Source organism: uncultured Thiothrix sp. (genome assembly GCF_937873765.1).
Lineage (GTDB): Bacteria > Pseudomonadota > Gammaproteobacteria > Thiotrichales > Thiotrichaceae > Thiolinea.
Map to the genome: position 1 here is coordinate 155,201 of NZ_CALMZC010000015.1, position 26,732 is coordinate 181,932.

Genomic DNA, 26,732 nt, shown 5'->3' on the forward strand with positions numbered 1-26,732 from the left:
AAGGAGTGGAGTATGTTTAAGAAAACTTTATCCCTGAGTCTAGCTGTAGCAACTTTATGCTTGAGCAGCTTAGCAAGTGCCGAAAATTATCTTTATGAAAATAATGATTGGCAGCCTGAACATCGGCATTCGGGCGGGCATTTTAGTATTCATGTCGTGCCACCTATACCGCCTCGTTATGCACCTCCACCTCGCTATTATGAGCCTCCTCCCCGTTGCGTACCGGGGTATCAAGTGGATCAACTGCAAGCTGAGCAATCCAGCCAAATTTATGCAGGCCGCCAAGATGGTGATTTGACGCGCCCTGAAATGGAGTCCTTATTAGCGCAACAGGATCATATTGAATCCATAGAGGAACGCATGCGCAGAGATGGTTGCCTTACTTTAGATGAGCGCAAGGATCTAGTGGCACGTTTGAATCAAGCTAGCCGCGATATTTGGCGCGAACGCAATGATAATGAGCGCCGTGGGGATCGCCGTCGTCCTCATTATGGTGGCTGGAGCAGTGATCGACATTAAACTTTAGTAGTTTTAGTCAGTAGTGCTTAGAGGCTAAGCACTACTTTTCAGGTTTATTTGCATTCAGTTTGTGCAGTCGGCACGTCTATTTTGTGATCATTTGGCATGTCATTGGTGACTTTGCTCAAACTGGGTGTAGAGCAAATTTTAGAGAGAGCTTCATCTAAGCTTGCATCTTGTGCATTTTTATAAAAAACAGTTGCTACACCATCTGGATCGGCCAAACTCAGACTGATTTTTTTTCCTGCTACTGCAATAGGTGCTTTCAACGGCACTTGAAAGCTTAGACTCATACTTTGATCAGGATTAAGCACCATGCTGTAGTCTTGAACTTCATTAAAGCTGAGCGCTTGACCATCAACAGTTAGTTGACTGAAATAACCTAGTTTAAACAGATCAACCAAAATATCGCTAGCACGTTGCTTGAGCGTAGCCGCCTTGTTAGCTGCAGATAAGTCTTCATCTTCTAATAAAATGGCTGCCAATTCAGGGTCATAAGTCCAAACCATATCAATTGCCTGAAGCTGACTGGCAGGATCACCCACTAATTTAGTTGCGGCTTGAATTTGATAGTGAAAGCCATCGGCTGAAAGAGGCGTAGTCACGCTCATCAGTGTAACACTTGCAGCGACCCCCAAGAAGGGGCGCATTAATTTGGCAAAAAGTCTCACGTTGAATTCCTTATATAAACTAAAAGTAGCTCGAGCTGCCTTATTATCTTATTGGCAACTGAATTGAATAGTAGGCACATTGGGTTCGTGACCATTAGGTAATTTTAGGGTTTCTTCACTAAGGTTGGGCACGGTACAAGTTTTAGCGAGTACTTCATCTAAACTCAATTCAGGCTGCTTATTGAACACCACTGTAGCGACTCCATCAGGGTCAACGAGTCTTAAACTAACTTGCTTAGCAGAAAGTTTAGTGGCCGTTTTTAAAGGTAAAGTGAAGTCTAAGGTAAGGCTTAGATCATCATCAGTACTCACCCTATAAGTTTGTACTTTATTCAGTAACACTGGCTGACCATCAATGGCTAACTGAGTGTAATACCCGGACTCAAAAAGATCATCCAGCATGGCTTGACCCAAGGTTTTAAGGCTTGCGTCTCTATGAGTGGCTGATAAATCTTTATCGGCTAGTAACTGCTGGCCTTCATTCGGTGCATAAGTCCAAGCTAGTTGGATCGCAGTGAGTTCACTAGCTGTATTTGCTAAAAATTTAGCACTTGTTTTGATTTGATAGTGATAACCATCAGCCTGCGTGGTTGGTATCAAACCCACTAGTAGTAAGCTAAGCATAAGGTGCTGAACGATGGGGAGACGCAGTTTAGATGCTTGCAACACGTAAAATTTCCTTTGATGAGTTACTTAGCTTATTAGTTCATGCAGGAGTAAAGCTAAGACCATTAGTGAGCCAGCCGTCACCCATGCACCAATAATTCTGACCGCAATCCCAGCCAAGAGTTTATTAAGATAAAAGCTAATCAGTGCCAGAAGGCTTAAAAGCAGTGAAGCACTGAAAGCTATACCCAATAATTGCAGGTAAATTTTACTAGCATCCAAGCCGGGGAGAGCTGAGACTCTAGAGTCCAAGCCAATCAAAAGGCTCGCACTAATACTCAAAGTGACGATTAAAGCAAGATTGATTCTCAGCTTTAGAATAACTAACAAGCCTAAGCTCAAAGCTAAGATTAATAAGCTCAGCTCACTTTGCTCCATGCGTGGCAAGACACGAGTTAAGAATAAAGCACTGCCTAGACCCGCCACATAGACCACTAGGCTAGTGCGAATCGTGCTGGGTGTTTGTTGACCCAATAATAAACCTAAGGCCAACAGCACCAGTAGATGGGCTGGCACAAGCAAAGGATGGAGACAACCTTGCCAGAAAAAATGACTCACAATACGCCCGTGAGGAAACCAAACCCAGCTAAAGCAATAACACCACCGACTGTGCGTGCGACTGTTTTGCCCCAAGGCCAACGAATTAATTCACCAATAGCAATACCAAGTAAGTGTAAGAGACCAGTGCAAATCACAAAGCCCGCTGAATAAGCCAAAGGATTGGCTGCATTTGGCAGCTCAGCACCATGGGCATAGCCGTGGAAGATTGCAAAGCCAGCAACTAAGACCGCTGCTACCCATAAAGGTGGGTGTACTGCTAAAACAATCAAGCTACCCAAAACAATGGAAGAGATAGCAATGCCAGGTTCAATACCAGGTAAAGATATACCTAAAATCCCTAAGACACCGCCGAAAGCCATTACCACAGGAAACACCACTGGTAACAGCCAAATCGCCGGACGACCCAAAAAGGCTCCTAAAATACCGACCGCTACCATCGCAGCCACATGATCCCAGCCATATAAAGGATGGGTAAAGCCGCTCATAAAACCGCCTATCGCACCCGCACCGGTATGAGCCCAAGCCGCTGATTGCATAAAGACAAAGAGAGCAATAATCCATCCTAGTTTTTTATAACGGTTGTGCATAGCTGTACTCCTGTGAAACTAAGTTAAAGTGAAGATTTAAAAGGTCTTACGGGTAAATACGGGTCGATTTGGATGCTGAGTCAAGCTTGGATTATAGGCATAAGCGTGCACAGTGAACTCTAAAATTTGCTCCAATTGAGTAATCTTCTGTTGAAGAGCAAAGCGCGCCATTAAGCCACGAGCACGCTTAGCGAAGCAACTTATCACTTTACCAGCAAAAGCAAACATTGCTGGTTTCGCGTTGTCTAACTGACAAGGTAGTTGCCATTGTGCATAACGCTCGAAGTTGAGCTGTGCGAGTTCATCACTGAGGTGCATGAGTTCTGCCAGTTGCTGGGGCGGATAAGTTTTTAATTGTTCGACTAAAATCTGCGAGTCTTCTAGGCAGCGTGCTTGCGTATGATTTATGCTAGTGAAAGGGGATACATAATCCAGTTTCTTTGCAGGTGATAGTAGAATCATCAAGATAGCAGTCTCAGCTAAAGCTATTTAAAATTACTAAGCGGTAAGCGAGCGCGAGTATAGCAAACTTAGTTGTGCAGCAAACGGGTCTACTTTGGTAGCTTACTGTTAATAATTAAGGTTCAATAAAAATTAGATTAATTTAGGAGGAAAGTGCCATGTTCAAATTAAGATCCGCATCCGCAGCTTGGCTAATGAGTCTGAGCTGTTTGGTTTTACCTATTTCAGTGGTCGCTAAGCCTGCGCCAGCACCTGTTAATTTAATAAAGATTTATAAATATCAAGGGTCATTGCAATGTCAGGGCGGTGGTGAATCTCTAGCCCAGATGCGTCGACAATTAATTAACTTGGGTGTGAAAGTCTTAATCGGACACTGTGGCGTGGATGGTTTAGTTTATCCAATGGTCTGTGGTGCGCCGGATGGACGTATCAATATCTTTACGATTCAGCGGAAACATTTAGAAAAAGCTCAGGCTCAGGGTTTTGGGGTGTTGAGAAAGCTACCTGATGCTCAAGTCAACCGTTGTAAACCAGCAGCATGAAACTTTTTAGGCATCAAAGGTTTAGTAAACGCTTCGTAAACTCAAGATTTAAGGCATGCAAATTCACTACTGTGTTGTAAGATAACTACATGAAAAAAGTAAGCCTTTTTGTAGATGTACAAAATATCTATTACACCACTCGGCATGTCTATAATCGGAACTTTGACTATAACCGATTTTGGCAACAAGCTACTCAGGATCGAATAGTCGTGAGTGCATACGCCTATGCCATTGATCGAGGTGATCAAAAGCAGCAACAGTTTCAGAATATTCTTCGAGGGATCGGTTTTCAAGTCAAACTCAAACCCTATATTCAACGCCGTGATGGTTCCTCTAAGGGTGACTGGGATGTGGGTATTACCTTAGATGTGATGGAAGCTGCTGCACATACGGAGGTGATTTTGTTGGCTTCTGGTGATGGAGATTTTGATTTGCTGCTGCAGCGTGTGCAGCAGCGTTATGCAGTAGAAACCGAAGTCTATGGTGTACCAGTGTTGACTTCTAATGCTTTAATCAATAGTGCAACTCGCTATATACCGATTAAAGAAGATCTACTTTTATAGATTACAGCAGCTTTTGCCCTGTTTTCGCCCAATCTGCCATAAAGACCGCTAAACCTTTATCCGTGAGTGGATGGTTGTACATTTGCTTGAGGATCTTCGGTGGGATGGTTGCTACATGTGCACCTGCATAGGCCGCTTCTAGCACATGCTGTGGGCCACGGATGGAGGCAGCTAAAACCTCAGTGTTTAATTCGGGGTAGTTGTCATAAACCATGATAATATTGCGAATTAAATCAGAGCCAAGTTCGCCAATATCATCCAAACGCCCAATGAAGGGTGAAACATAGGTGGCTCCAGCTTTGGCCGCTAATAAGGCTTGTAGAGGGCTAAAGCAGAGTGTCACATTGGTTTTAATGCCTTGGCTAGACAGTTCTTTACACGCTCGCAGCCCATCCATCGTCAAGGGCAACTTAATGCAGACATTGCTGGCGATTTTGCTCAAAACTTCTGCTTCTTTGAGCATGGTCGCAGTGTCAGTGGCTAAAACCTCCGCACTGACAGGGCCAGTCGTGATTTCGGTAATTTCGCGAATTAAAGAAATAAAATCGCGGCCAGAGCTTGCGACTAACGAAGGATTAGTGGTGACTCCATCTACCATGCCGGTAGCACAAAGCTCGCGAATTTCGTTAATATCGCCTGTATCAATAAAAAATTTCATATTTAACTCCTCATATCATCGTTTTGCTGACAGAGTATAAAGAAATATGCGCCCAAGCGGGCGAAGAATTGTGAACTGTAGTTGATTAATACGCATACTTGGAGACTGAACACTATGTTGAAACAGTTTTTTGGTTTAGCCTTAAGTTTTTTAGCCTCGACTCAAGTGATGGCAGAACCGATTAAAGGCCCCATAACCACGAATGGTTGTCCCGCTCCCTTAAACTTCACCCTGCGGGCACTGAATAGCCAAGAGCAAATTAATCTGTGTGAAGCTTATAAAGATAAAGTAGTGTTAATCGTTAACACCGCTAGCAAATGTGGTTTCACCCCACAGTTTGAAGGTTTGGAGCAGCTTTATAAGGATTATAAAGACCAAGGTCTGGTCGTTTTGGGCTTTCCTTCTAATGATTTTGGTGGGCAAGACCCCGGTAGTGAGCAAGAGGTTAAGGACTTCTGCAAACTCACTTACGATGTGCAATTCCCTATGTTTGAAAAAACGCATGCCTCTAAAGACGCAGCTTCACCGATTTACCAAATGCTCGGTGAAATGGCCGGCGAATATCCGAAGTGGAATTTTCACAAATACTTATTGAATCCTAAAGGTGAGTTAATTGGCAGTTTCTCCAGTTTTGTCAAGCCACAGGATGCTGAACTGATCAAGCTGATCGAAGCTAATTTGCCTAATCACAGTTGAAGCCGTTCATAGCCTTATGAGCGGTTTAACCATAGAGGTTTTTGCTAAAGCCTTGGCAGATCAGACGCGCTTACGGATTTTGAATCTATTGGTACAAAATCCGCAGCTCTGTGTTTGTGAATTAACCGATGCCCTAGAACTTGCCCAGCCTAAAATCTCCCGCCATTTAGCCATCTTACGTGAAGCTGGTTTGCTGCAAGACCGTAAACTAGGGCTGTGGGTACATTATCGTTTGCATGATAACTTGCAATCTTGGGCTAAACTTATCCTGACACAAGTTCAAATTGCTAGTCAGGATGAGTCGCCTTATCAAGAAGATAGCCAGCGTCTAAAGCAACTCGCTTTGAGTGATTCTGTATGTGACAAAACTTAGTTCTTAGATGAATCTTTTGTGATTATTTATATCTGAAATTTCAGATATATGAAAAATCGAATATAATACTACTATCTAAAGTGTTAGGAGATAGTAGGTGTTTACTGTATTGATTTTATGTACTGGCAATTCTTGCCGTTCGCAAATGGCAGAGGTCTTGTTGAATCATGATCTAGCAGGACAAGTTAAAGCTATTTCTGCAGGGACTCAAATACAATCCAAAGTCGCAGAGGGGGCCATTGCGGCTCTGCGATTAGCTGGTTTGGAGACTGCTGGTTTATATCCAAAAAATGTTGATGTTTTCCTAGAAACACCTATCGATTTAGTTATTACGGTGTGTGACAACGCACAAGAAACTTGCCCCGTGTTTCCCCGCTCTGTGCCTAAACTCCATTTACCTTTTCATGATCCGCACGGTGAATCATTAGATAGCTTTATTCGAGTGCGGGATGAAATTCGTGCTTGCTTAGTGCCCGCTGTACGTAGCGCTTTGAAGCTGGAGGCATAAATGTCTGCACAAGTTGAGGTGGTGGTCAAGCAACAGACAAAGCAAATAATGGGGCTTTTTGAACGTTATTTAAGCATTTGGGTGCTGTTATGCATTGTAGCTGGGATTGGCTTAGGCGCGTTATTTCCTAGTCTATTTCAAAATATTGGCAAGCTTGAAATTGCGCAAGTCAATTTGCCTGTAGCGATTTTGATTTGGCTCATGATTATTCCAATGCTGCTAAAAATTGATTTTCATGCTTTAAAACAAGTAGGGCAGCACTGGAAAGGAATTGGGGTGACCTTATTCATTAACTGGTTAGTGAAACCTTTTTCAATGGCGCTATTAGCTTGGTTATTTATTCGGGTGTTATTTGCAGAATGGCTGCCTGTCGAGCAATTAGATAGCTATATTGCGGGTTTAATTCTACTCGCCGCTGCACCGTGTACTGCGATGGTATTTGTCTGGAGTAACCTATCAGAGGGAGAACCACATTTCACATTATCGCAAGTTGCTTTGAATGATGCGATTATGCTGTTTGCTTTTGCACCTTTAGTTGGTTTCTTACTAGGTCTATCAGCGATCAGCGTACCTTGGGAGACGCTGCTCTTATCTGTGGTAATTTATATCATCTTGCCGATCGTTATTAGCCAAATACTAAGACGCTATTTACTAAAAACTCAGAAACTAAACACTGTGTTAAAAAAGCTCCAGCCTTGGTCTCTAAGTGCTTTACTCGCGACTCTAGTACTATTGTTTGGTTTTCAAGGTCAACAGGTACTCGCTCAACCTTTAATTATTCTGCTGCTCGCGGTTCCTATTTTGATCCAAGTTTATTTCAACGCTTTACTAGCTTATAGTTTAAATAGATGGTTAAAAGTTGAGCATTGTGTGGCCGCACCTTCGGCTTTGATTGGCGCAAGTAATTTCTTTGAGTTAGCAGTAGCTACAGCGATTGCTTTGTTTGGTTTTAATTCCGGAGCAGCTTTGGCAACTGTAGTTGGTGTTTTAGTAGAAGTTCCAGTCATGCTCTCAGTGGTAGCTATAGTCAATCGGACGAAGACTTGGTATGAGCAGGGTTTACAAGGGTAAACGTTTAGATGGCTGGCAAGCGAAGGCCAGCCTTTTGTTTACTAGTTGAGAGATTTTAAGCCTTTTGCCGCTTTTGCCAAAAATAGTAAATAGCCAATATAGCTGCGATTGAGCCTAAAATTGCTGCAGTCATGAACGGCACATTGTCTTTAATTAACTGCTCATTCCCGCCAATGAAATAGCCCATTAAGATCAGTACTAACGACCAAACTGCTGCACCCAAGCAAGTATAAAAACTAAATTTACCAAAACTCATCCGTGTTAAACCCGCTGGAATCGAAATAAGATGGCGAATGCCTAGCACTAAGCGCCCCGTGAAGGTTGAAATCGCGCCATGTTTAAGGAAAAACTCATCCGTTTTGCGCAACAGCTCAGGGCGCACGAAAAAGTATTTCCCGTATTTCTCCAAGAAAGGTCTACCTAACCAGAGGGCTAGGACATAGTTAAACGCAGCGCCTGCTAAACTGCCTAGTGTGGAAACAAGTAGAATGAGAGCAAAGTTCATTTCCCCTTGATGGGCTAAGTAACCAGCAGGAATTAAGACAAGTTCGCTAGGTACAGGCAATACGGTAGACTCCATTGCCATCAAGATGAAGATTCCGGTATAACCCCAAGCACCCACGGTTTCGAGTAACCAACTAACTAAATCGTGCAGCATGCTAAGCACTCATTCTGATAAAAAATGGCGCTTACTAGAAACTATCAGCACACAAATGTCTAGAAACTTTGATCAATGCAATGGCTAAATTTTGTTGCAAAGCAGCAGTATTTCAGCGTTTATCCATTAAACTTGCACAGGAGGTTAATGTTTCCTGCAAGCTTATTGTGTAAAATGCCCCGTTGTTTCCGCCTGCACTTAGGCTGGGTAAACTAAGCTCGCATGAGGCGGGTCAAATTTGGCATAGTTGCACATTAAGCAGGATAGCACCTTGACTCAGGAATCCAATCAGAATCCGCCCGCAGTGGTAAAAACATCACGGACTGCTTGGTGGCTCTCGCCCTTGAAAGGAATCGGATTTTTTATGGCTCTCTTTGGGCGGGTTTTCCGCATTGTTCTTATTGTCGGTTTGGTTTTAGGGGTATTAGCGCTAGTTGTGTATTCGATGCAACTTGACGAGATTGTGCGTAAGCAATTTGAAGGGCGACGCTGGGCTTTACCAGCACGCGTATTTGCGCGGCCTCTAGAATTATTTAATGGGCAACAACTCTATGCAGATCACCTTGAGCAAGAGTTGAAACTACTGAGTTATGTAAAGGTGGATAAAACCCCCACTGAGACGGGGCAATATTACCGCAAAGGTGATGAATTCCAGATTGTGACTCGTGGCTTCCAGTTCGCTGAAGATATGGAGCCACCGCGTAGTATTAAAGTGAGCCTAGCGCGTGGTAAAGTCACTTCGCTGGCCTTAGCTAACAAAGAAGCACTCCCCGTAATGCGGGTAGAACCCGTACTCATTGGCAATTTCTACCCTAGCCAGAATGAAGACCGGGTCTTAGTGCGTATCAAGGATGTTTCCCCGCTGTTAATTAATGGCCTACTAGCCGTCGAAGATAAAAAATTCTACGAGCATCAGGGCGTGAACCCGATGGCGATTGCGCGCGCCATGGTGACTAATCTCAAAGCTGGGCAAACGGTACAAGGTGGTAGCACCATCACTCAACAGTTGGTAAAAAACTTCTATCTGACTAATGAGCGTAGTTGGGAGCGCAAGCTCAAAGAAGCATTGATGGCTTTGTTGTTAGAGTTGCATTACAACAAACAAGAGATTCTCGAGGCTTATTTAAATGAAATTTATTTGGGGCAAGATGGCTCACGTGCGATTCATGGTTTTGGCTTAGCTGCACAGTTCTATTTTAATCGTCCGATTCGTGAGCTGAAATCCGACCAGATTGCTCTCTTGATTGGCTTGGCAAAAGGGGCTGCTTTTTACGATCCACGCCGTTTCCCAGATCGTGCTTTAGAGCGGCGTAATATAGTTCTGACAGTCATGGAGCAAGAAGGGGTACTCACTGCGGCTGAGGGTGCAGAAGCCCGTAAGCGGCCTTTGGGTGTAAGTGAACATCGTCCTTCGGGTGCTAGTCCCTTCCCTGCCTATTTGGATTTAGTCCGTACCCAACTACAGCGTGATTATCGCGAAGAAGATTTGCGCTCAGAAGGTTTACTGATTTTTACTTCAATGGATCCGATTGTGCAGCTCACGGCTGAGCAAATTGTGATTAAACGTGTCCAACAATTAGAGCGTGCCAATCGGATTCCGAAAAATAAGCTGAGTGGCTCGATGATCATTAGCACCGTGCAAGGCGGTGAAGTCATCGCTTTGGTCGGTGGCCTAGATGTGCGCTATCCGGGTTATAACCATGCTCTTATTGCGCAGCGACAGATCGGTTCTTTGGTCAAGCCAGCTATTTATCTAGCGGCTTTTGAGAACAAGGGCAAATATGGCTCGCTAGGTGAGCGGGTTAGTGATGGGCCAGTGACGGTAAAAATTGGACGCAATAAGTATTGGCAACCTGGTAACTATGACCAGCGCTTTACGGGTACTATGACGATTCTATATGCCTTAATGATGTCACGTAACACCCCCGCTGTAAGAGTCGGTGTGGAGGTTGGCTTAGATAAGGTCATTAAAACTTTAGGTGATTTAGGCATTAAGCGAGAAATTCCAGCTTACCCTGCTATTTTGTTAGGTGCTTTAGAATTATCACCCTTTGAAGTACAACAGATGTATCAAACGTTGGCAGCAAATGGCTCTTACTCCCCATTGAAGTCAATTCGGAGTGTGATGAATGTCTCGAATGGCAAAACTTTGACACGCTATCCACTAACAGTTCAGCAAGTGGCACGTCCTGAGTCAGTAGAAATGCTGAATTTTGGTTTACATCAAGTCACTACCAATGGCACTGCAAAAGCTTTACAAGGTGTGCTGCCCGGTTGGAAGGATGTGGCTGGAAAAACTGGAACAACCAATGATAAGAAAGATAGCTGGTTTGCTGGTTTTTCAGGCCAGCATGTGATGACCGTTTGGGTAGGACGCGATGATAGTAAGCCCACCAATATGACCGGCGGTACGGGGGCTTTGAAGGTCTGGGCAGATATGATGAAAGTCATGCCTTCACAACCGCTGAAAGTCGGTCAGTCTGCACGCTTGATCTGGGTCGATGTCGATGCCGCAACTGGTCTATTATTTAATCCAGCTTGTGGCAAGTCGGTAAAAATACCTTTTATTCGTGGTACACAACCGCAGAAGATTAGCTATTGTGCTGAGCCACAATTAGAAGCACCGGCTTCTGAAACAGGTGTGCCCGCAGCTCCTACACAAACCAGACCTGCAGCCACTGCACCCGCTCCAGCTAGGTCTGCAGCGCCTCCCCCTCAAGCAGCTCCGCGGCCAGCACCACGTCCTGCGCCTGCTGCACCCAGTAGTGGTAATTGGGTGGATGATCTAATGAATAAACCTGGGAATCAGTAAAAATGTCAATGAAGTTTTCTAAAATGGTTTTACGTTATGCTCCATTAGCTGGATTAGTAGCTGGTTTAGTGGGCTGTACGCCTGCGCTGCCACCCGAACCCATTTATGCAGCGCCCCCACAAGCCATGCCGTTGACTCCTATGCCCCAGCAAATACCTCAACCACTGCCTGAGCCAATGCCGATGCCCGTGCAGCAACCACCGCGTCAGCAAACTTACAATCCACCAGCAACTGTTACCCCTATCGAAGCGCGCACTAAAATTGTAGCTGAGCCTTTACCTGAACCGAGTGCTCCTAAAAAAACTACAAGCCCTTCAGTTACTTATATTCCTGAGCAGCAACCAGCGCCTAACACTCAGACTCAAACCAGTTCCCAAAAGCCAGCAGGTGTGCCTTTTTGGGATCAAGGCAAAGTCCAAGTGGAAGTGCTGGATTTACCAGCAGAAAAGCAACCAGCTCCCACTGTCAATATGACCGTACCACCGCAAACAGGTTTGGGTAGTACGCAAAGCACAACGTCTAGTAGTCCTAGTCCAAACAGTAGTTCGCAAACCACGACTAGCTCGCCTGCTGTCGCGGTATTATTGAAGCAAGCTAATAATGAACTAAGTGTGGGTAAAGCTGACCGTGCAGCCACTACTTTAGAACGTGCTTTACGCATTGCGCCGAACGATGCCAATTTATGGCTGCGTTTAGCGGAAGTGAATGAGCAATTGGGTAATCAGTCGCAAGCTTCTTCCATGGCCAGAAAGGCTTTAGATTTAGCGCCAGATGATGCAGCTATTCGCTTACGTGCCCAGCGCTTGGCTAACTAAGTTTAGGAAGGCGGGTGGTGAGCACAGATTCTGAACAGCCTGCTTTAGCTTGGCTTGAAGAAGGCGGTGCATTAGCACAAAGGATTGAGGGTTTTCAGCCGCGCCCACAACAACAGGCAATGGCTAAAGCTATTACTGAATTGTTAGCGGGCGAAGGTGTGCTCATTGTCGAGGCGGGTACGGGTGTTGGGAAAACTTTTGCTTATTTAATTCCTACCTTAGCTTCAGGTGAGCGCGTAATTCTTTCTACGGGCAGTAAAACCTTACAGGATCAACTATTCTTCAAAGATTTGCCTGTTGTTTGTGAAGCACTCAAGCTGCCTCTTAAAGCAGCCCTGTTAAAAGGGCGAGCGAATTATCTTTGCTTGCAGCGTTTAGAGCTGACTTTAGAAGAAGGACGCTTTACGGATCGGCGTGAAATCGGCTGGATTAGACGTTTAGAAAGCTGGAGCCGCCTTACTGAAACCGGTGATATTGCTGAAATGACTGCGATTCCACATGATGCAGAAGTCTGGCCTAAGGTCACGTCAACGCTTGAAAATTGTTCAGGCTTAGAGTGCGAATACTATAGTGATTGTTTTGTAGTGAAGGCACGGCGTAAGGCTCAAGATGCGGATGTTGTGGTCGTCAATCATCACCTGTTCTTTGCAGATATGGCTTTGAAAGAAGAGGGCTTCGGGGAGCTATTACCGACTGCGGATGTGATCGTCTTGGATGAGGCGCATCAACTCCCTGAAATTGCTTCAAATTTCTTCAGTGAAACTATCAGCAGTCGCCAGCTACAAGAATGGTCGCGTGATACTTTGGCGGAATTTTTAGTCAATGCTAAAGATATGCCACAGTTACGCGACCAGTTAAACCAGCTCGATAAAGCCGTGTTAGATTTGCGTTTAGTCATGGATGCACCGGGGCAACGTGCTTCATGGCTGATGATGCGAGATCGCCCGGGGATTATTGAACATACCCAAACGCTGCTGGAAGTGATGCAAGATCTAGAAGTTTTATTGGTTGAAATTGTTGAGCGCAGCAAGGGTTTAGAGCTTTGTCATGAACGCTTAGTTGAATTACGTGAGCGTTTACTGCGGATGCAAATGCCACAAACGGATGTGATTCAATGGTTTGAGACTTTCACCCGTAGTTTCAGTTTAACAGCAACGCCTTTAGATATTGCGGTTCCGTTGCAACGTTGTATGGAAACCTTACCCTGTCGCTGGGTGATGACCTCTGCTACTTTAGCGGTCGGCGATTCTTTTGAGCATTTCACCAAGCGCTTAGGTATTAATCAGGCCGCTACCTTAAAACTCGATAGCCCCTTTGATTATTGGCATCATGCCCTGATGTATTTACCGACCGGTTTGCCAGAGCCACAACAAGCTGATTTTGTAGAGAAAATGGTTGCAGCGGCGATTCCGGTGATTAAAGCTTGTGGTGGCCGTACCTTTATGCTGTTTACCAGTTATCGCGCTATGCACGAAGCCGCTGAATTACTCGAGGGCGAGTTTGACTACCCTATGCTGATTCAGGGCGAGTCGCCGCAGCGTGAAATGATTGATAAGTTCCGTGAACTAGGCAATGCAGTTTTATTGGGTACGGCTAGTTTTTGGGAAGGAGTTGATGTGCGTGGCGAAGCTTTAAGCTGCGTGATTATTGATAAACTCCCCTTTGCAGCACCGAATGATCCCGTCCTAGAGGCGCGTCTGGAAACTTTACGCCAAGAAGGTGGCAATCCTTTTGCAGATTATCAACTGCCACAAGCGGTCATTGCCTTAAAACAAGGGGTAGGGCGCTTGATTCGTGATCAAGAAGATCGCGGCCTTTTGATGATTTGTGATGCACGCTTGCGTACTCGTCGTTACGGTTCGGTGTTTTTAGACAGCTTGCCGCGTATGCCGCGTACCCAAAAACTGGAAGTCGTCGAGCGCTTTTTTTCGACACAACCCGTAAAACCATCTTCCATTCTCAACTCGAACGAAAATCATGCCTCTATTAGCTCTTGATACCTCTAGTGATGCTTGCTCTGCTGCGGTAATGACCGACACCACTTGTTTTACCGCGTTTGAACTCACACCACGCGCGCATACCCAATTAATTTTGCCGATGGTGGAGTCGGTCTTAAAGCAGGCTAATTTAGAGTTAGCTCAGGTGGATGCGATTGCTTTTGGGCGTGGGCCGGGAGCTTTTACGGGCGTGCGCATTGCAACCGGTGTTGCTCAAGGCCTAGCCTTGGCGGCGAATAAATTAGTATTGCCCATTTCAAGCTTAGCGGCCTTGGCGCAACAGGCTTATCAGCAGTTACAAGCACAGAAAATTTTAGTCGCCTTAGATGCACGCATGGGTGAAGTCTACTGGGGTGTTTTTCAAGTAGTGGCGGGGCAAGTACAGTTGCAAGCGGAAGAACAAGTCTTAACTCCGAATGCGATTGAGTTACCTAAGGATGTTGGCTGGGTCGCAGTCGGGAGTGGTTGGTCGGCTTATCCTGAGTTAGCCGAGCGTGCGGCAGGTTTAGTGACAGCAACTTGTGCAGATTGGCTACCTTCAGCGGAATTTATTGCGCAGTTAGCTTGGCAAGACTACCAAGCGGGGCGTGCGATACCTGCTGAGCAAGCACAACCCATCTATTTAAGAAATAAAATTGCTCAAACCACTCAAGAGCGTTTGGCACTAAAAACCCGCTAAGCTGTCGCTGTTTTCGGTATCACATGAGCGACCATGAGTTGTAAGGAGCGCTCATTACGATATTCATTCACGCTCAATTTGTAAATTAACTGTACGCGTTCACCTTCAGCAGGCCATTGCCGCAAATCCGCAAAGAAGTGCATGGCTGTAACGGCTGAAACTAAACTCGGTTCGGCATAAATCGGAATGAGGGTAGCGCGTACATGCAAATCTTTGAGAATTTGCAGTTTTTTGACCTCAAACTCACCTTCAAATTGCGGCTCAGGGAACCATTGACCCCAAGGCGCCAAAGCATGCAGTTGTTCGGCGGTATTCAAATTCAGTTCTTGTGGGCTGAGATGACCATCGGTGTAGACAGTTTCGCGGAAGGTATCGGGCTTAGTCTGACGATTCACTGCAGCAATCATGCTGGTTTGGAATTGCTGGAAATGTTCAGATGGCAAAGTTAAGCCTGCCGCCATCGCATGCCCGCCGAAGCGCTGGATCATGCCCGGATGCTGGGTTGCCACTTCATCAATTAAATCACGTAAATGTAAGCCTTCAATGCAACGCCCAGAACCTTTCAGCAAACCATCTTCGGAGTTAGCAAACACAATGACTGGACGGTGATAGCGATCTTTAATCCGTGAGGCCAAAATACCAATGACTCCTTCATGCCAATCTGCCTGATGCAGGCACATAATCGGTGGCAAATGAGTATCTCGTTCAAAACCTAAAGCTTGCATGATGCGCTCGGCATCTTCTTTCATATCCGCTTCAATTTGGCGACGGTCATGATTGAGGCTATCTAGTTGCAAAGCTAATCGTGCTGCTTCTTTGGGGTCATCGGTTAGTAAGCAGCAGATACCTACCGCCATATCCGCCAAACGCCCTGCCGCATTTAATCGGGGGCCGCAGGCGAAACCAAAATCACTACTCACGACCCGCTTGGGATCTTTTTTTGCTACGGTGAGTAAAGCTTGAACTCCAGCATGGGCTGCACCGGAGCGAATCCGCCGCAAACCTTGCTCCACTAAAATTCGATTATTCGCATCTAGTGGTACGACATCCGCCACCGTGCCTAAAGCGACTAAATCCAACAAACTCACCATATTCGGTTCAGGCAAGTTCTGTTTAGCAAAATAGTTTTGTGCAATGAGTTCTTGTTTTAAGGCGAGCATCACATAAAAAGCAACCCCGACTCCGGCTAAGGCTTTGGAGGGGAATTGATCTTCTGGCTGATTCGGATTAACCATCACATCACTCGCCGGTAGTTGCTGGCCGGGTAAATGATGATCGGTAATGAGGGTTTTAATCCCTAAAGCATGCGCGGCTTCAACCCCTTCAATACTAGAGACACCATTATCTACGGTCATCAAGAGCCACGGCTGATAAGGCTTAGCTAGTTCTACAATCGCTGGGGTTAAACCATAGCCATATTTAAAGCGGTCAGGGACTAAGAAATCGACCGCTTGATGCCCACACAGATGTAAAGCACGAATACATAAAGCAGTCGCGGTCGCGCCATCCGCATCATAATCACCCACAATCAGGATTTGATGCTGATTGATAATCGCCTCAGCCAATAATTGTGCCGCCGCTTTAACGTTTTTTAAGCTTGAAACGGGGTGCAATTGCTTTAACACAAAGTTTAGTTCGTCACTGTGGTTAATTCCGCGCGCAGCCAGAATACGCTTAATGAGCGGCGGATAGCTACTATTAGTATCATGCAAGATAGCGCCAGTATAAGGGCGCGCTTGAATCTGTTTAGCTGTGAAATAAGACATAGTGGGTCTGAGTTAGGAATGCCGCTTAAGTCTAACATGGGGCGAATGGAAGGTCTTGGCCTGATTCGCATGCACCCTTATCTAGCATAATGGCTGGAATTCTGCTGCTTGTCCGCTGAGACTAAGGGATAATCTGCAGTTTTGCTAATCATCGGAAATCGTTCATGCCAAATACTCGCCAAGCACTAGATGGAAAAGCCATGGGCATCATGGTCTTGCTGTGTATGCTCTGGGGTGTACAGCAATCGCATTTGAAAGCCGTGGTGGATGAGATTAGCCTGATGTTGTTGATTGCTTTGCGTTCAGGGCTGAGTGCCTTATTAGTGGCTGGCTTGATGCATTATCGGCAAGAACGTATGAATCTTGCGCAAAACTGGAAGCCGGGTTTGGTGGTGGGCTTACTGTTCGCGGTTGAGTTCGTGTTTGTGGCAGAGGGCTTACGCTACACGGCTGCTTCGCACATGATTGTTTTAGTGTATACCGCACCGATTTTTGTGGCTTTGGGGATGCATTGGCTATTTCCTGCCGAGCGCTTAGCCGCCGTGCAATGGGTGGGTGTGCTCTTAGCTTTTGTTGGTATTGGTGTTACTTTCTTAGGGCATGAGCAACCCAGCACTGGGAGCAATATGCTTTGGGGTGATTTTTTAGGCTTATTAAGCGGTTTAGCTTGGGGTTTAACTACTTTAGTGGTGCGTGCCTCAAGCCTTGCCAATGCGCCTGCAACTGAAACTTTGCAGTATCAACTGGTCGCTACTTTTATTCTGTTACTCATTGTTGCTTTGGTAACGGGACAGGCAGAATTTAATCCGACTCCTGTTGTTTGGGCAAGCTTAGCTTTTCAGGGTATTTTAGTATCCTTTGCGAGTTTTTTAATTTGGTTTGCTCTCCTGCGCCGCTATATGGCTGCCCAATTGGGGATTTTCTCGTTTTTGACGCCGCTGTTTGGGGTTTTATTTGGAGTGGTTTTATTAAATGAATCCTTAGAACTGCATTTTATTATAGGCGCGGTGATGGTGTTGCTGGGTTTGGTGGTGGTGAGTGGGTATGGGTGGTTTGTGGGGTGGCGGGGGAAGTAAGTTTAGCGCTCTTAGTAGTCAAATAAAAATATGTTGAATATGAGGAGAACAGCTAAATCAAGATGTTTTCGCGTGTGGGCAAATAACCTATTTGGAGACACCATACCTGCCTTGGAATACTTCACGAATATGCCAATTTGTAAATTCAGTTTTTGGTGAATATAGCGTATTGCGCGGTTTCAGGAGGGGTTTGCCGTCGAAATTAAGAACCCAGTTCTGAAAACCACCATGCCCGTTTACTTTTTCTGATATGACAATTTTCTGTTCATTGGAAATGGCCAAAGCACCACGATCGAGTAGTTTATGGTGTAAAGAGCAAAGCGCTAAGCCATTGCTTTCAATATCGGGGCTACCTGCTTGAAACCATTTGATGTGCGCCGCTTCCAGTGCGATTGGCGTGTTTTCCATGCGCACACTGAAATTGCAAATAGCACAACGATAATCGTAAGCCTCTAGTATGAGGCGACGAAAGCTTGGATCACGCTTAGTACGTTTTTGTGGGCTGAGTTGTGGGATTGCTTCAAAATCTAAGCCGACTTCATCCAAAATATCTTGATGGACAGAGAGTGGGAAATTGTCCTCCAACAATTGCATCGCTACTTCTTGTAGAAGGACTGGATTAGTTTTTAACAGATCATAGACCTCTTGGGTGAAGCCTACTTCAATGTGCTTATCGCGCAAATACTTTCTACTGACACTGCTGGATGTGGTCAAAACACCACTACAGTGTGGCATTTCCCAAATCAAATCAGATTGCAAATGTCAGAATGGTAGTTCGGGGTAATAATTGGCTCTACTGGGGCCAAAGTCTTGCAGCAACTGGGTAAGCTTGGTATCAATCTGATCAAATGGAATTAAACGTGGTGAGTCTGTATGGATACGCCCTAAGGCTAGTAGCAATAGTAAAGGCTCATGTGGGGCGCGTTGGTCACCTTTCTTCCAAACGTTTAACGTGGTAATGCGGGTGATGAGTTCTTGTTCGTTTATTAACATAACTCATTATCATTTAGTTGTGCAGATTATACGCCATCTTGCGATTTATTTTGCAGCGCAAAGGTGATGAAAGCAGAACAATTGGGCATCAACGTAAGAACGTGTAAAGTTCATCCACCACCATTTCCAACCCAACAGAAACGAGTGTAAAAGTTTTGCCCTCGGTGTAACTTTCCTTGAGCCACGCGTTGCTGCGACGGTAAATTTCCACGTAAGGCGTGTCCTGCGAACACAGCACGTATTCCTGTAAGGTCGGAATCATCCGATAACCTGCCAGTTTTTCCGTGCGGTCTTTACGTGCTGTGCTGCCGGATAATACTTCAATCACCAGACATGGCGATTGATTAAAATGCGATGCGGTTTCATCTTCACACGTCACCTGCACATCAGGGTAGTAATAACGGGTATCGTTGAATGCTTGAATTTCAACCTTCATATCCGACTGGAATACTTGGCAACGACTGCCGCGCAGGTGCAGAAATAACAAACCAGCAAAAGCCATCGACAATTGATTATGCCCGCGACTCGCCCCCGCCATCGCGTAAATCTGCCCATTCACATACTCGTATTTCTGCCCATCCGGACGGTCGTTTTCCCCTAATAAATATTCTTCCGGGGACACATAAGATGACTTCGGTAAGACACTCATCGCACTGACTCCTACATAAAGGACTTAAAGCTCACCACACAGTTTCATCTTCACGGTTTTTGGCAAGCAATTCAAATGATCTGAGGAAAACCCACAATGCACGTTGATTACTGGCACAAGAAGCCGCTCAATCTGCTTGTGCAGGCTTTCTCAAAGCCCGCTTCTTACCCTGTTCATCAATCGCCACATAGACAAAATCAGCCTCTGTCACTTGAAATAAATCTGACTCTGGATCACGCCAAGCAGGTTTGACCCAAGTTTGTAGATGAATCGTGAGGGAGGTAGTACCGGTGTGGACAAGGGAACCATAACAAGCGACTACATCGCCGACTTTGACGGGGCGGATAAATTTCATCGCATTCACCGCAATAGTAGCAACGCGGCCTTGAGCTAGCTCTTTGGCCATAATGCCACCCGAAATATCCATTTGTGCCATAATCCAGCCGCCAAAAATATCGCCATTGGGATTAGTGTCTGCAGGCATGGCGACGGTACGCAATAATAAATGCCCTTTGGGTTGTAGGTCTTGAGTCTCGTCCATTCTAAAAATCCTAGTCAGGGTAGTTTAAGGCTGCTATCTAAACACAGCTATTCACTGCTCGCTAGGCTTCAGACGCTATTCCTTGTAAAGTACGCGCCTGATTAAAGGGCTAAGTGCTGAGGCTGTAATGCTATTTGGAATTGATCGTTTTCTCACAGAACCGAAGTTAAGAGCCGCTTTACAGGGCAAACGTGTAGCTTTGCTTGCGCATCCTGCTTCGGTCACTGCTGATTTAACGCACTCTTTGGATGCTTTGGCAGCGCTCGATGATATTTGCTTAAGCGCTGCTTTTGGCCCACAGCATGGCATTAAAGGCGATAAGCAAGACAATATGATGGAGTCGCCGGATTTCCTTGATCCGCAGTATCAGATTCCGGTGTTTAGCTTATATGGTGAAGTACGCCGCCCGACCGCAGCGATGCTGGATACGTTTGATGTTTTGCTGGTGGATTTACAGGATTTAGGTTGTCGAATTTATACCTTTATCACGACTTTAGCTTATGTGTTAGAAGCGGCTGCACAAACTGGAAAAGCCGTTTGGGTCTTAGATCGTCCCAATCCAGCAGGACGACCTGTAGAAGGCTTAAGTTTGCGCAGAGGTTGGGAAAGTTTTGTCGGTGTAGCACCCATGCCGATGCGGCATGGTATGACGATGGGCGAACTGGGGTTGTGGTTTATTAATGAATTAAAGCTCGATGTCGATTATCAAGTGATCACTATGCACGGCTGGCAACCGGGCTTAGGTGCGGGTTTTGGCTGGCCTTTAGGTGAGCGCACTTGGATTAATCCAAGTCCCAATGCACCGAATCTATGGATGGCACGTTGCTATGCAGGTACGGTGATGTTGGAGGGAACAACGTTATCTGAGGGGCGCGGTACGACGCGGCCTTTAGAGCTGTTTGGTGCACCCGATATCAATCCCAAAGCCCTTTTGAAGCTGATGCATGAGCTAGCACCTGAATGGTTAGCTGGTTGCCGGTTACGTGAGTGTTGGTTTGAACCGACTTTCCATAAGCATGTGGGCAAACTCTGTGCAGGTGTGCAGATTCATGTGGAAGATTCAAGCTATCAGCATCAACGCTTTAAACCTTGGCGTCTGCAGGCTTTAGCCTTCAAAGCCTTACGTTTATTACAAGCCGATTACCCCTTATGGCGTGATTTTCCTTATGAATATGAGCTGGATAAGCTGGCTATCGATGTGATCAATGGTTCGCCCTTATTGCGAGAGTGGGTGGATGATCCAGTAGCGGCGATAGCTGATTTAGAAGGTTTAGCAGAAGTCGATGAGCGCGCATGGCTAGAGCAGCGTCAGCCTTATCTATTGTATTAATTGAGGTTTTATGTCGTATTTTTATTTGGCGATTGCCATTATCTCTGAAGTCATCGCCACGAGTGCTTTAAGAAACTCAGCGGAGTTCACGAAACTCTGGCCAACTTTAATCATGATTGCCGCTTATGGCAGTGCGTTTTATTTCATGACTTTGGCGTTGCGTACTATTCCTTTGGGGATTACTTATGCAATTTGGTCAGGGCTTGGAATTGTGTTGATTAGTTTAGTGGGTGTGGTGTTTTATCACGAGCGCTTGGATTGGCCTGCTGCGTTGGGTATGGGCTTGATTATTGCTGGCGTGTTGGTGATTAATTTATTTTCGAAGATGGTGGTGCATTAGCGCTTGCTATTAAATATTTTTTAGATAATCGGTTTTTTATAAAGTTAATACCTTAAATACAGGTATTAACTTGCAGGTATAAAAGGCTGTATGGCTCATTTAAGTGCTATGCAATTAATAAAAATCCATATCGACACTAATTCAAGGCTGCTGATAAGCACTTATAGCAGTTTAAGTTTTCCTAATAATTAGATCCAAGCTAGATTGATAGAAGCCCTTATGGATTTTTGGGCCTAATTTGATGAGGAGTGACTCAAAAGGGTTTCTATTTTTTAAGCTCCATACTGTTTTTGTTAAAAAATTCCGACTTTTTAAGAAATCTGTGAGACTACTGACCACTTCAAGTTGTCCTGTAGGTTTCATTGTCAGTTCAAACTCATGATAACTTACTCCGCGACCACGCCTTAGAAAATCGAGCATCGAATCATCAGTGATTTTCTGATATAAATCAGCAAAAGGTTTTCGGGGGCTAAAACGCGAATACGCAAAAGCCAAATCATCCGGCAGCCATGAGTAGAACGGTAGGTGAGCAGTATGTTGATCGTAATGCCAGAGGCGATTAGGCGTATCTACTAAGCACCACAAGCTGTCATTAGAGAGCATCTCCCAAGTGTTTTTCATGGCAAGCATGCGCTCATTATGTGTCATATGTTCAAGACAGGCGAAAAAGATAATAAAGTCAAAATCTTGGCCTGCTAATAAATTATGCACTTCTGTAGAGTTGGCAAGCATCAATTCTACATTTAGGCCATAAACTTCACAGCGCTTTTTAGCGACGATTAAGCTATCTTCCACTACATCAATCGCAGTCACTTTCGCACCTTGTTCGGCTAAGGCGACTGTTGAAACACCAGTACCACAACCTATTTCAAGAATCTTTGAGTTTTCCAATGGGCGCATACTATTCAGCCAAGGAATCACACTAAGACGAAAACTATCAAGCCTTCCTGTCAGATGATCTTTTAAGTCTTCTTGGCCTGCAACAGAGGTTAGGTAGTTAATATCACTATACCAAGCATCTTGCTGCGTAAAAAAATGTGTTTTTAACGCTGTTTCGATAGTCTCCAAGCTTTTTTCATCTAAGTATTTGAAGCGAGAGACTACATTCTCGGGGATTTTCGGTGTCAATAAGGATTTTAAAAAATATTTGGTAGAAGATATAGTTGTTATAGGTTTATTCACATTTAATTCTCAGTAATTAAGAGATATGTTAAAAATAAATTTCGTGTTGATTCATCATTGCTAATGTAAAAAATATAATTGTTAGTGGCTAAGAGAAAATATTTCATGTGCATATTTTTAATATCTACTCTAGATATGTGTAAATTATGAGTATACCTGAAAGTGCTTTATATTTATATTTTCTGTGAGAAGTGTTAGATTCTTTTTAAGAAAAGAATAATTAACTAGCTAATTGATGCCTAATTAAAAAGGATAAGCAGTTTAATTTTTTGTATGAACGGGTAAATGACTGGACTGCCAGATAATAATAATCGGACACCTTGTAGTTCAAACAACTAGCTAATCACTATTGGCCAAGATTTCAAAGAGGACGTGTACAACAGTGTGATCAAGGGTTAAGTCATAGGTAGGGTGACGACGATTTTACCTTTGGCTCTTCCTTGCTCTACATACGCCATCGCTGCTAATGTTTCGTCAAAGGAAAAAGTACGATCCAATACAGGCTGCAGTAGATCGGCATCATAGAGAGCCGCCAAGGTTTTCAGTTGAGCTCCATTTGCACGCATAAAGAAAAATGAGTAGCGCACCCCTAGTTTTTTGGCTTGTGATCGGATCTTGAAGCTTAGTAATGACATCACGGGCTTCAGTAACGGTTTGCCGATTTGCAGCGCGAACCCAGCATCAGGTGGACCGACAACACTGATTGCGAGCCCGTTAGGTTTAAGCACGGTCAACGACTTGATGAGGTTGTCACCCCCTAGTGAATCAAGCACCACATCATAACCAGAGAGTAGTTGGGAGAAGTCTAGCTTCGTGTAATCAATCACTTCATCTGCGCCTAGCCTGCGCAATTTCTCCGTATCCTTACCGTTTGCAGTGGTCGCGACGAACGCACCGAGATACTTGGCGACTTGTATGGCAGTAGAACCCAAGCCGCCAGCGCCAGCATGAATAAGAATTTTCTGCCCGGGTTTGAGCTGTGCGACCTCAACCAGTGCTTGCCATGAGGTCAGTGCCACAAGAGGAACTGCTGCTGATTCTTCCATTGTCAGCGATTTTGGCTTGAGGGCGATATCATCTTGCTCAATCGCGATGTACTCTGCGAAACTACCGATACGGAGGTCTCGAGGACGGGCGTAAATCTCATCACCAACTTTGTAGCCCTGTACCTCAGCTCCAATCCTTGTGATAACGCCTGCAACATCATGTCCGAGTACAAAAGGTGTTTTATACTTTAAAAGTAACTTAAACTCGCCGTTGCGAACCATTTTGTCTAGCGGGTTGATACTAGCAGCACTCACTCGAACCAAAACATCACGCCGCCCAACACTGGGTTTTGGTATTTCGGCAGCACGGAGGCCATTTTTGCCATATTTATCAACAATGAATGCTTTCATATATATTCTGATGGTATTTACTATCTAAAGTTTTCTCTATAAGTATAACAGACTACCTAAACTGAGTCTCAATCAGCACCGACTGAGTATTGAGGCAATTTTTCTAAGTTTACTGCTGACTCAGGGTTAGCCCAGTTTACACTCTAAGTTTAGCGAGGCCGTCAAACTAGATAGCTTTCCCATTCCTAGTTTACTTGTGGCAAAATAGCCACATGCAAACCCCAAGCACTTTTGATCCCCAAGACTTCCTCAAGACCGTGCCGCATAAACCCGGTGTCTATCGTATGCTGGGCAAAAATGAGGAAATTCTATATGTGGGTAAGGCGAAAGACCTAAAAAATCGAGTATCGAGTTATTTCCGCTCGAAAGTAGCAAATTCGCGCATTTATGCGCTGGTGCAGCAGATTCAGCGGGTGGAGGTAACGATTACTAGCACTGAAGCGGAAGCTTTGCTGCTGGAAAGTAATCTGATCAAGCAACACGCACCGCATTACAATATTCGCCTTAAGGATGGGAAAGGCTACCCGTATATCTATATCTCTAAGCACGAGTATCCCCGTATTCAATTTTATCGTGGTTCACGTAAAGAGCTGGGGCAATATTTTGGCCCTTATCCTAGTGCGGGTGCGGTTAGTCAGACTTTACATCTCATGAAGCGCTTATTCAAAGCACGCCAATGTGAGGATAGTTATTTCGCGAATCGGTCAAGGCCTTGTTTGGAGTATCAGATTAAGCGCTGTAGTGGGCCTTGTGTAGGCCTAATTGAAAAAGATGAATATGCCGATAATATTCGTCACGCCGTGCAGTTCCTGCAAGGACACACACAAGATGCGATTGATGAATTGGTTGTCAAGATGGAGAAATCAGCAGCGCAGTTAAATTTTGAAAAAGCTGCCGAGCAGCGTGATTTGATTGAGAGTTTACGGCATATTTCTCAGCAACAATATGTCACTGGCACCAGTGGGAATGTGGATGTAGTCGCCATTGCGACTGAAGCCGGTTTAGCCAGCGTGCAAGTTTTCACGATTCGTAATGGGCATAATTTAGGGAATCGCAACTTCTTTCCCGAGTTACCCGATGATGAAATCAAAATAGATGAAATCTTAGAGAGCTTCTTATCGCAGTATTATTTGAATCATGATGTGCCGGGGGAGATTTTAGTCTCAGAGCTGCCTGCAGAGCATGCAGTATTAGAGGATATGCTGACACTCAAGCAAGAGCGTAAAGTACTGATTCGCCAGCCACAACGCGGTGAACGTACCAAGTGGGTAGAAATGGCGATCCGTAATGCTGAGCAAGCTTTGCAAATGCAGATTGCTTCTAAGGCAGGGATGCGCCAGCGTTTATTTGCATTGCAAGTGGCTTTGGGTTTAGATTCACCGCCAGCACGGATGGAGTGTTTTGACATAAGCCATACAATGGGGGAGGCGACAGTGGCCTCCTGTGTAGTGTTTGGCATGGAAGGCCCGCTCAAATCGGAATATCGGCGTTATAATATTAATGGAATTCAAGCGGGTGATGATTATGCGGCGATGCATCAGGCTTTGACGCGACGGTTTCGTCGGGGGACTGAGCAAGATGGTAAACTGCCTGATATTCTGTTGATTGATGGCGGTAGTGGGCAAGTGACTCAAGCCTTAGATGTTTTGCAGACTTTAGCCATCACGCATGTAAATGTGGTGGGAGTGGCGAAAGGGGAAGGGCGTAAACCCGGTCTAGAAACCTTGATTATTGAGAATAATACTGAACGCCTCACTTTACCCGAACATTCACCGGCCTTGCATTTAGTACAGCAAATTCGGGATGAGGCGCATCGTTTTGCAATCACGGGCCATCGCGCGAAGCGACAAAAAGCGCGTACTCAATCTGCTTTGGAAGCCATTAATGGTTTAGGTAGTAAACGCCGCCAAGTTTTGTTAAAGCAATTTGGTGGTTTGCGTGCGATTGAGCGTGCGAGTGTTGAAGAATTAGCGAAAGTGCCGGGAATCAGCTTGGCCTTAGCGCAAAAAATTTACGATCAATTTAATGGAGATCGGTAGTTGAAAAACATGAACCTACCCATCCTGCTGACTTGGGTGCGGATTGCTTTTATTCCTTTACTGATCCTGTTTTTTTATCTTGATCGACCTTGGGCACCATTTGCTGCAGCATTAGTCTTTGGGCTTGCAGGTTTAACCGACTGGGCGGATGGCTATTTAGCGCGTAAATGGCAACAAGAGTCTCGCTTTGGTGCTTTCCTTGATCCAGTTGCGGATAAGCTAATTGTTGCGGTCGCTATGCTCCTCATTGTCGAACGTGAAGCTAATCTTTGGTTTACTTTAGCGGGGATGATCATTATTGGGCGTGAGATTGTGATCTCTGCCTTACGTGAGTGGATGGCGCAAGTAGGTTTACGTGGAAAAGTAGCCGTCGCTTTTATGGGCAAACTCAAAACAACTTTCCAAATTATTGCTTTAATCTTCTTATTATATAATCAAGCCTTGTTTGGCTTTTTGCCAATGCGAGAGCTAGGAATTATCGCCTTGGTACTGGCGACGATTCTAACTTTAGTGTCGATGCTGCAATACTTGCAAAGTGCTTTTGTAGCGACTAAGGAAACCTAATGGATACTGCTAGCTCC

General features: G+C 45.1%; 28 protein-coding genes and 1 pseudogene. 16 read left to right on the forward strand and 13 right to left on the reverse strand.

Annotated features, from left to right (window positions below; genetic code table 11):
- Positions 1-12 precede the first annotated feature (12 nt).
- Positions 13-519 carry a hypothetical protein gene (locus tag Q0307_RS05130; protein ID WP_298657541.1) on the forward strand — a complete coding sequence of 169 codons (507 nt, stop codon included), beginning with the start codon at positions 13-15 and terminating at the stop codon, positions 517-519.
- A 53-nt stretch (positions 520-572) separates the two neighbouring features.
- Here the strand turns inward: Q0307_RS05130 and Q0307_RS05135 are convergent, their stop codons facing one another.
- Genes Q0307_RS05135 through yaaA form a run of 5 tightly spaced genes read right to left on the reverse strand, consistent with a single transcriptional unit; the run spans position 573 to position 3,466 of the window.
- Positions 573-1,190 carry a DUF1007 family protein gene (locus Q0307_RS05135; protein WP_298657544.1) on the reverse strand — a complete coding sequence of 206 codons (618 nt, stop codon included), beginning with the start codon at positions 1,188-1,190 and terminating at the stop codon, positions 573-575.
- A gap of 48 nt (positions 1,191-1,238) precedes the next feature.
- Entirely contained in the window at positions 1,239-1,859 is a 621-nt protein-coding gene (locus Q0307_RS05140; protein WP_298657546.1) for a DUF1007 family protein, read from the reverse strand.
- A 24-nt stretch (positions 1,860-1,883) separates the two neighbouring features.
- Positions 1,884-2,414, reverse strand: coding sequence for a HupE/UreJ family protein (locus Q0307_RS05145; protein WP_298657549.1), 531 nt, complete (start codon positions 2,412-2,414; stop codon positions 1,884-1,886).
- Complete coding sequence (locus tag Q0307_RS05150) at positions 2,411-3,004, reverse strand: HupE/UreJ family protein (RefSeq protein WP_298657552.1); 594 nt, start codon at positions 3,002-3,004, stop codon at positions 2,411-2,413. Before Q0307_RS05150 ends, Q0307_RS05145 begins: the two co-directional genes overlap by 4 nt.
- A 36-nt stretch (positions 3,005-3,040) precedes the next feature.
- Positions 3,041-3,466 (reverse strand): peroxide stress protein YaaA, encoded by a 426-nt coding sequence (gene yaaA / locus Q0307_RS05155; RefSeq protein WP_298657839.1) that lies wholly within the window; start codon positions 3,464-3,466, stop codon positions 3,041-3,043.
- A gap of 158 nt (positions 3,467-3,624) precedes the next feature.
- Between yaaA and Q0307_RS05160 the strand changes: the two genes are divergently transcribed.
- Both Q0307_RS05160 and Q0307_RS05165 read left to right on the forward strand, forming a co-directional pair.
- Complete coding sequence (locus Q0307_RS05160; protein WP_298657555.1) at positions 3,625-4,008, forward strand: hypothetical protein; 384 nt, start codon at positions 3,625-3,627, stop codon at positions 4,006-4,008.
- Between the two features lie 89 nt (positions 4,009-4,097).
- Positions 4,098-4,571: an NYN domain-containing protein gene (locus Q0307_RS05165; protein WP_298657558.1), complete on the forward strand. Its 474-nt coding sequence runs from the start codon at positions 4,098-4,100 to the stop codon at positions 4,569-4,571.
- 1 nt (position 4,572) lies between these two features.
- Here the strand turns inward: Q0307_RS05165 and fsa are convergent, their stop codons facing one another.
- Positions 4,573-5,229 (reverse strand): fructose-6-phosphate aldolase, encoded by a 657-nt coding sequence (fsa, locus tag Q0307_RS05170; RefSeq protein WP_298657561.1) that lies wholly within the window; start codon positions 5,227-5,229, stop codon positions 4,573-4,575.
- Between the two features lie 114 nt (positions 5,230-5,343).
- On the opposite strand from fsa, the gene Q0307_RS05175 reads away from it, so the two are divergent.
- From Q0307_RS05175 to arsB, 4 genes are all read left to right on the forward strand, one after another.
- Complete coding sequence (locus Q0307_RS05175) at positions 5,344-5,925, forward strand: glutathione peroxidase (protein ID WP_298657564.1); 582 nt, start codon at positions 5,344-5,346, stop codon at positions 5,923-5,925.
- A 16-nt stretch (positions 5,926-5,941) separates the two neighbouring features.
- Positions 5,942-6,298 carry a metalloregulator ArsR/SmtB family transcription factor gene (locus tag Q0307_RS05180; RefSeq protein WP_298657567.1) on the forward strand — a complete coding sequence of 119 codons (357 nt, stop codon included), beginning with the start codon at positions 5,942-5,944 and terminating at the stop codon, positions 6,296-6,298.
- A gap of 97 nt (positions 6,299-6,395) precedes the next feature.
- Entirely contained in the window at positions 6,396-6,806 is a 411-nt protein-coding gene (locus Q0307_RS05185) for an arsenate reductase ArsC (protein WP_298657570.1), read from the forward strand.
- Positions 6,807-7,877 carry an ACR3 family arsenite efflux transporter gene (gene arsB / locus Q0307_RS05190; RefSeq protein WP_298657572.1) on the forward strand — a complete coding sequence of 357 codons (1,071 nt, stop codon included), beginning with the start codon at positions 6,807-6,809 and terminating at the stop codon, positions 7,875-7,877. It begins immediately after the preceding gene.
- 55 nt (positions 7,878-7,932) lie between these two features.
- Here the strand turns inward: arsB and Q0307_RS05195 are convergent, their stop codons facing one another.
- Positions 7,933-8,535 carry a DedA family protein gene (locus tag Q0307_RS05195; RefSeq protein WP_298657575.1) on the reverse strand — a complete coding sequence of 201 codons (603 nt, stop codon included), beginning with the start codon at positions 8,533-8,535 and terminating at the stop codon, positions 7,933-7,935.
- Between the two features lie 271 nt (positions 8,536-8,806).
- Between Q0307_RS05195 and mrcB the strand changes: the two genes are divergently transcribed.
- The 4 genes from mrcB to tsaB are packed head-to-tail and all read left to right on the forward strand — an operon-like array spanning position 8,807 to position 14,838.
- A complete protein-coding gene (gene mrcB / locus Q0307_RS05200) occupies positions 8,807-11,347 on the forward strand; it encodes a penicillin-binding protein 1B (RefSeq protein WP_298657579.1) in 2,541 nt (846 codons plus the stop codon).
- An 8-nt stretch (positions 11,348-11,355) separates the two neighbouring features.
- Positions 11,356-12,162, forward strand: coding sequence for a tetratricopeptide repeat protein (locus Q0307_RS05205; protein WP_298657582.1), 807 nt, complete (start codon positions 11,356-11,358; stop codon positions 12,160-12,162).
- A 17-nt stretch (positions 12,163-12,179) separates the two neighbouring features.
- Positions 12,180-14,159 (forward strand): ATP-dependent DNA helicase, encoded by a 1,980-nt coding sequence (locus Q0307_RS05210; protein WP_298657585.1) that lies wholly within the window; start codon positions 12,180-12,182, stop codon positions 14,157-14,159.
- Positions 14,140-14,838 carry a tRNA (adenosine(37)-N6)-threonylcarbamoyltransferase complex dimerization subunit type 1 TsaB gene (tsaB, locus tag Q0307_RS05215; RefSeq protein ID WP_298657588.1) on the forward strand — a complete coding sequence of 233 codons (699 nt, stop codon included), beginning with the start codon at positions 14,140-14,142 and terminating at the stop codon, positions 14,836-14,838. Before Q0307_RS05210 ends, tsaB begins: the two co-directional genes overlap by 20 nt.
- Here the strand turns inward: tsaB and recJ are convergent.
- Positions 14,835-16,604 (reverse strand): single-stranded-DNA-specific exonuclease RecJ, encoded by a 1,770-nt coding sequence (gene recJ, locus Q0307_RS05220; RefSeq protein WP_298657591.1) that lies wholly within the window; start codon positions 16,602-16,604, stop codon positions 14,835-14,837. The genes tsaB and recJ overlap by 4 nt on opposite strands.
- A gap of 164 nt (positions 16,605-16,768) precedes the next feature.
- Here recJ and Q0307_RS05225 point away from each other — a divergent pair, with 164 nt between their 5' ends.
- The gene (locus Q0307_RS05225; protein WP_298657594.1) at positions 16,769-17,680 is read left to right on the forward strand and encodes a DMT family transporter; all 912 of its coding nucleotides are present in this window, start codon (positions 16,769-16,771) and stop codon (positions 17,678-17,680) included.
- Positions 17,681-17,767: 87 nt separating this feature from the next.
- Here Q0307_RS05225 and Q0307_RS05230 read toward each other — a convergent pair.
- The 3 genes and pseudogenes from Q0307_RS05230 to yciA form a co-directional block, all read right to left on the reverse strand.
- Positions 17,768-18,667: pseudogene (locus Q0307_RS05230) on the reverse strand (phosphorothioated DNA-binding restriction endonuclease).
- Positions 18,668-18,761: 94 nt separating this feature from the next.
- Entirely contained in the window at positions 18,762-19,322 is a 561-nt protein-coding gene (locus Q0307_RS05240; protein ID WP_298657602.1) for a Uma2 family endonuclease, read from the reverse strand.
- A 127-nt stretch (positions 19,323-19,449) separates the two neighbouring features.
- Positions 19,450-19,863: an acyl-CoA thioester hydrolase YciA gene (gene yciA / locus Q0307_RS05245; protein ID WP_298657604.1), complete on the reverse strand. Its 414-nt coding sequence runs from the start codon at positions 19,861-19,863 to the stop codon at positions 19,450-19,452.
- Positions 19,864-19,990: 127 nt separating this feature from the next.
- On the opposite strand from yciA, the gene Q0307_RS05250 reads away from it, so the two are divergent.
- Together Q0307_RS05250 and Q0307_RS05255 are read left to right on the forward strand one after the other, a co-directional pair.
- Entirely contained in the window at positions 19,991-21,193 is a 1,203-nt protein-coding gene (locus tag Q0307_RS05250; protein WP_298657607.1) for a DUF1343 domain-containing protein, read from the forward strand.
- A gap of 10 nt (positions 21,194-21,203) precedes the next feature.
- The gene (locus tag Q0307_RS05255) at positions 21,204-21,533 is read left to right on the forward strand and encodes a multidrug efflux SMR transporter (protein WP_298657610.1); all 330 of its coding nucleotides are present in this window, start codon (positions 21,204-21,206) and stop codon (positions 21,531-21,533) included.
- A 171-nt stretch (positions 21,534-21,704) separates the two neighbouring features.
- Here the strand turns inward: Q0307_RS05255 and Q0307_RS05260 are convergent, their stop codons facing one another.
- Both Q0307_RS05260 and Q0307_RS05265 read right to left on the reverse strand, forming a co-directional pair.
- Positions 21,705-22,715: a class I SAM-dependent methyltransferase gene (locus Q0307_RS05260; RefSeq protein ID WP_298657613.1), complete on the reverse strand. Its 1,011-nt coding sequence runs from the start codon at positions 22,713-22,715 to the stop codon at positions 21,705-21,707.
- 395 nt (positions 22,716-23,110) lie between these two features.
- Positions 23,111-24,112: an NADP-dependent oxidoreductase gene (locus Q0307_RS05265; RefSeq protein WP_298657616.1), complete on the reverse strand. Its 1,002-nt coding sequence runs from the start codon at positions 24,110-24,112 to the stop codon at positions 23,111-23,113.
- 212 nt (positions 24,113-24,324) lie between these two features.
- Here Q0307_RS05265 and uvrC point away from each other — a divergent pair, with 212 nt between their 5' ends.
- Both uvrC and pgsA read left to right on the forward strand, forming a co-directional pair.
- Complete coding sequence (gene uvrC / locus Q0307_RS05270) at positions 24,325-26,151, forward strand: excinuclease ABC subunit UvrC (RefSeq protein ID WP_298657619.1); 1,827 nt, start codon at positions 24,325-24,327, stop codon at positions 26,149-26,151.
- Positions 26,152-26,160: 9 nt separating this feature from the next.
- On the forward strand, positions 26,161-26,715 hold the full coding sequence (gene pgsA / locus Q0307_RS05275; RefSeq protein ID WP_298657842.1) for a CDP-diacylglycerol--glycerol-3-phosphate 3-phosphatidyltransferase: 555 nt from the start codon (positions 26,161-26,163) through the stop codon (positions 26,713-26,715).
- Positions 26,716-26,732: the final 17 nt, after the last annotated feature.

Coding starts and splice junctions, on each gene's coding strand:
- Q0307_RS05195 (WP_298657575.1), bottom strand. CDS start 8,535: ATGCTGCACGATTTAGTTAGTTGGTTACTCGAAACCGTGGGTGCTTGG.
- Q0307_RS05205 (WP_298657582.1), top strand. CDS start 11,356: ATGAAGTTTTCTAAAATGGTTTTACGTTATGCTCCATTAGCTGGATTA.
- Q0307_RS05240 (WP_298657602.1), bottom strand. CDS start 19,322: ATGAGTGTCTTACCGAAGTCATCTTATGTGTCCCCGGAAGAATATTTA.
- arsB (WP_298657572.1), top strand. CDS start 6,807: ATGTCTGCACAAGTTGAGGTGGTGGTCAAGCAACAGACAAAGCAAATA.
- Q0307_RS05150 (WP_298657552.1), bottom strand. CDS start 3,004: ATGCACAACCGTTATAAAAAACTAGGATGGATTATTGCTCTCTTTGTC.
- Q0307_RS05225 (WP_298657594.1), top strand. CDS start 16,769: ATGCCAAATACTCGCCAAGCACTAGATGGAAAAGCCATGGGCATCATG.
- uvrC (WP_298657619.1), top strand. CDS start 24,325: ATGCAAACCCCAAGCACTTTTGATCCCCAAGACTTCCTCAAGACCGTG.
- fsa (WP_298657561.1), bottom strand. CDS start 5,229: ATGAAATTTTTTATTGATACAGGCGATATTAACGAAATTCGCGAGCTT.
- Q0307_RS05165 (WP_298657558.1), top strand. CDS start 4,098: ATGAAAAAAGTAAGCCTTTTTGTAGATGTACAAAATATCTATTACACC.
- recJ (WP_298657591.1), bottom strand. CDS start 16,604: ATGTCTTATTTCACAGCTAAACAGATTCAAGCGCGCCCTTATACTGGC.
- Q0307_RS05265 (WP_298657616.1), bottom strand. CDS start 24,112: ATGAAAGCATTCATTGTTGATAAATATGGCAAAAATGGCCTCCGTGCT.
- yaaA (WP_298657839.1), bottom strand. CDS start 3,466: ATGATTCTACTATCACCTGCAAAGAAACTGGATTATGTATCCCCTTTC.
- yciA (WP_298657604.1), bottom strand. CDS start 19,863: ATGGACGAGACTCAAGACCTACAACCCAAAGGGCATTTATTATTGCGT.
- tsaB (WP_298657588.1), top strand. CDS start 14,140: ATGCCTCTATTAGCTCTTGATACCTCTAGTGATGCTTGCTCTGCTGCG.
- Q0307_RS05250 (WP_298657607.1), top strand. CDS start 19,991: ATGCTATTTGGAATTGATCGTTTTCTCACAGAACCGAAGTTAAGAGCC.
- Q0307_RS05255 (WP_298657610.1), top strand. CDS start 21,204: ATGTCGTATTTTTATTTGGCGATTGCCATTATCTCTGAAGTCATCGCC.
- pgsA (WP_298657842.1), top strand. CDS start 26,161: ATGAACCTACCCATCCTGCTGACTTGGGTGCGGATTGCTTTTATTCCT.
- Q0307_RS05130 (WP_298657541.1), top strand. CDS start 13: ATGTTTAAGAAAACTTTATCCCTGAGTCTAGCTGTAGCAACTTTATGC.
- Q0307_RS05160 (WP_298657555.1), top strand. CDS start 3,625: ATGTTCAAATTAAGATCCGCATCCGCAGCTTGGCTAATGAGTCTGAGC.
- Q0307_RS05175 (WP_298657564.1), top strand. CDS start 5,344: ATGTTGAAACAGTTTTTTGGTTTAGCCTTAAGTTTTTTAGCCTCGACT.
- Q0307_RS05180 (WP_298657567.1), top strand. CDS start 5,942: ATGAGCGGTTTAACCATAGAGGTTTTTGCTAAAGCCTTGGCAGATCAG.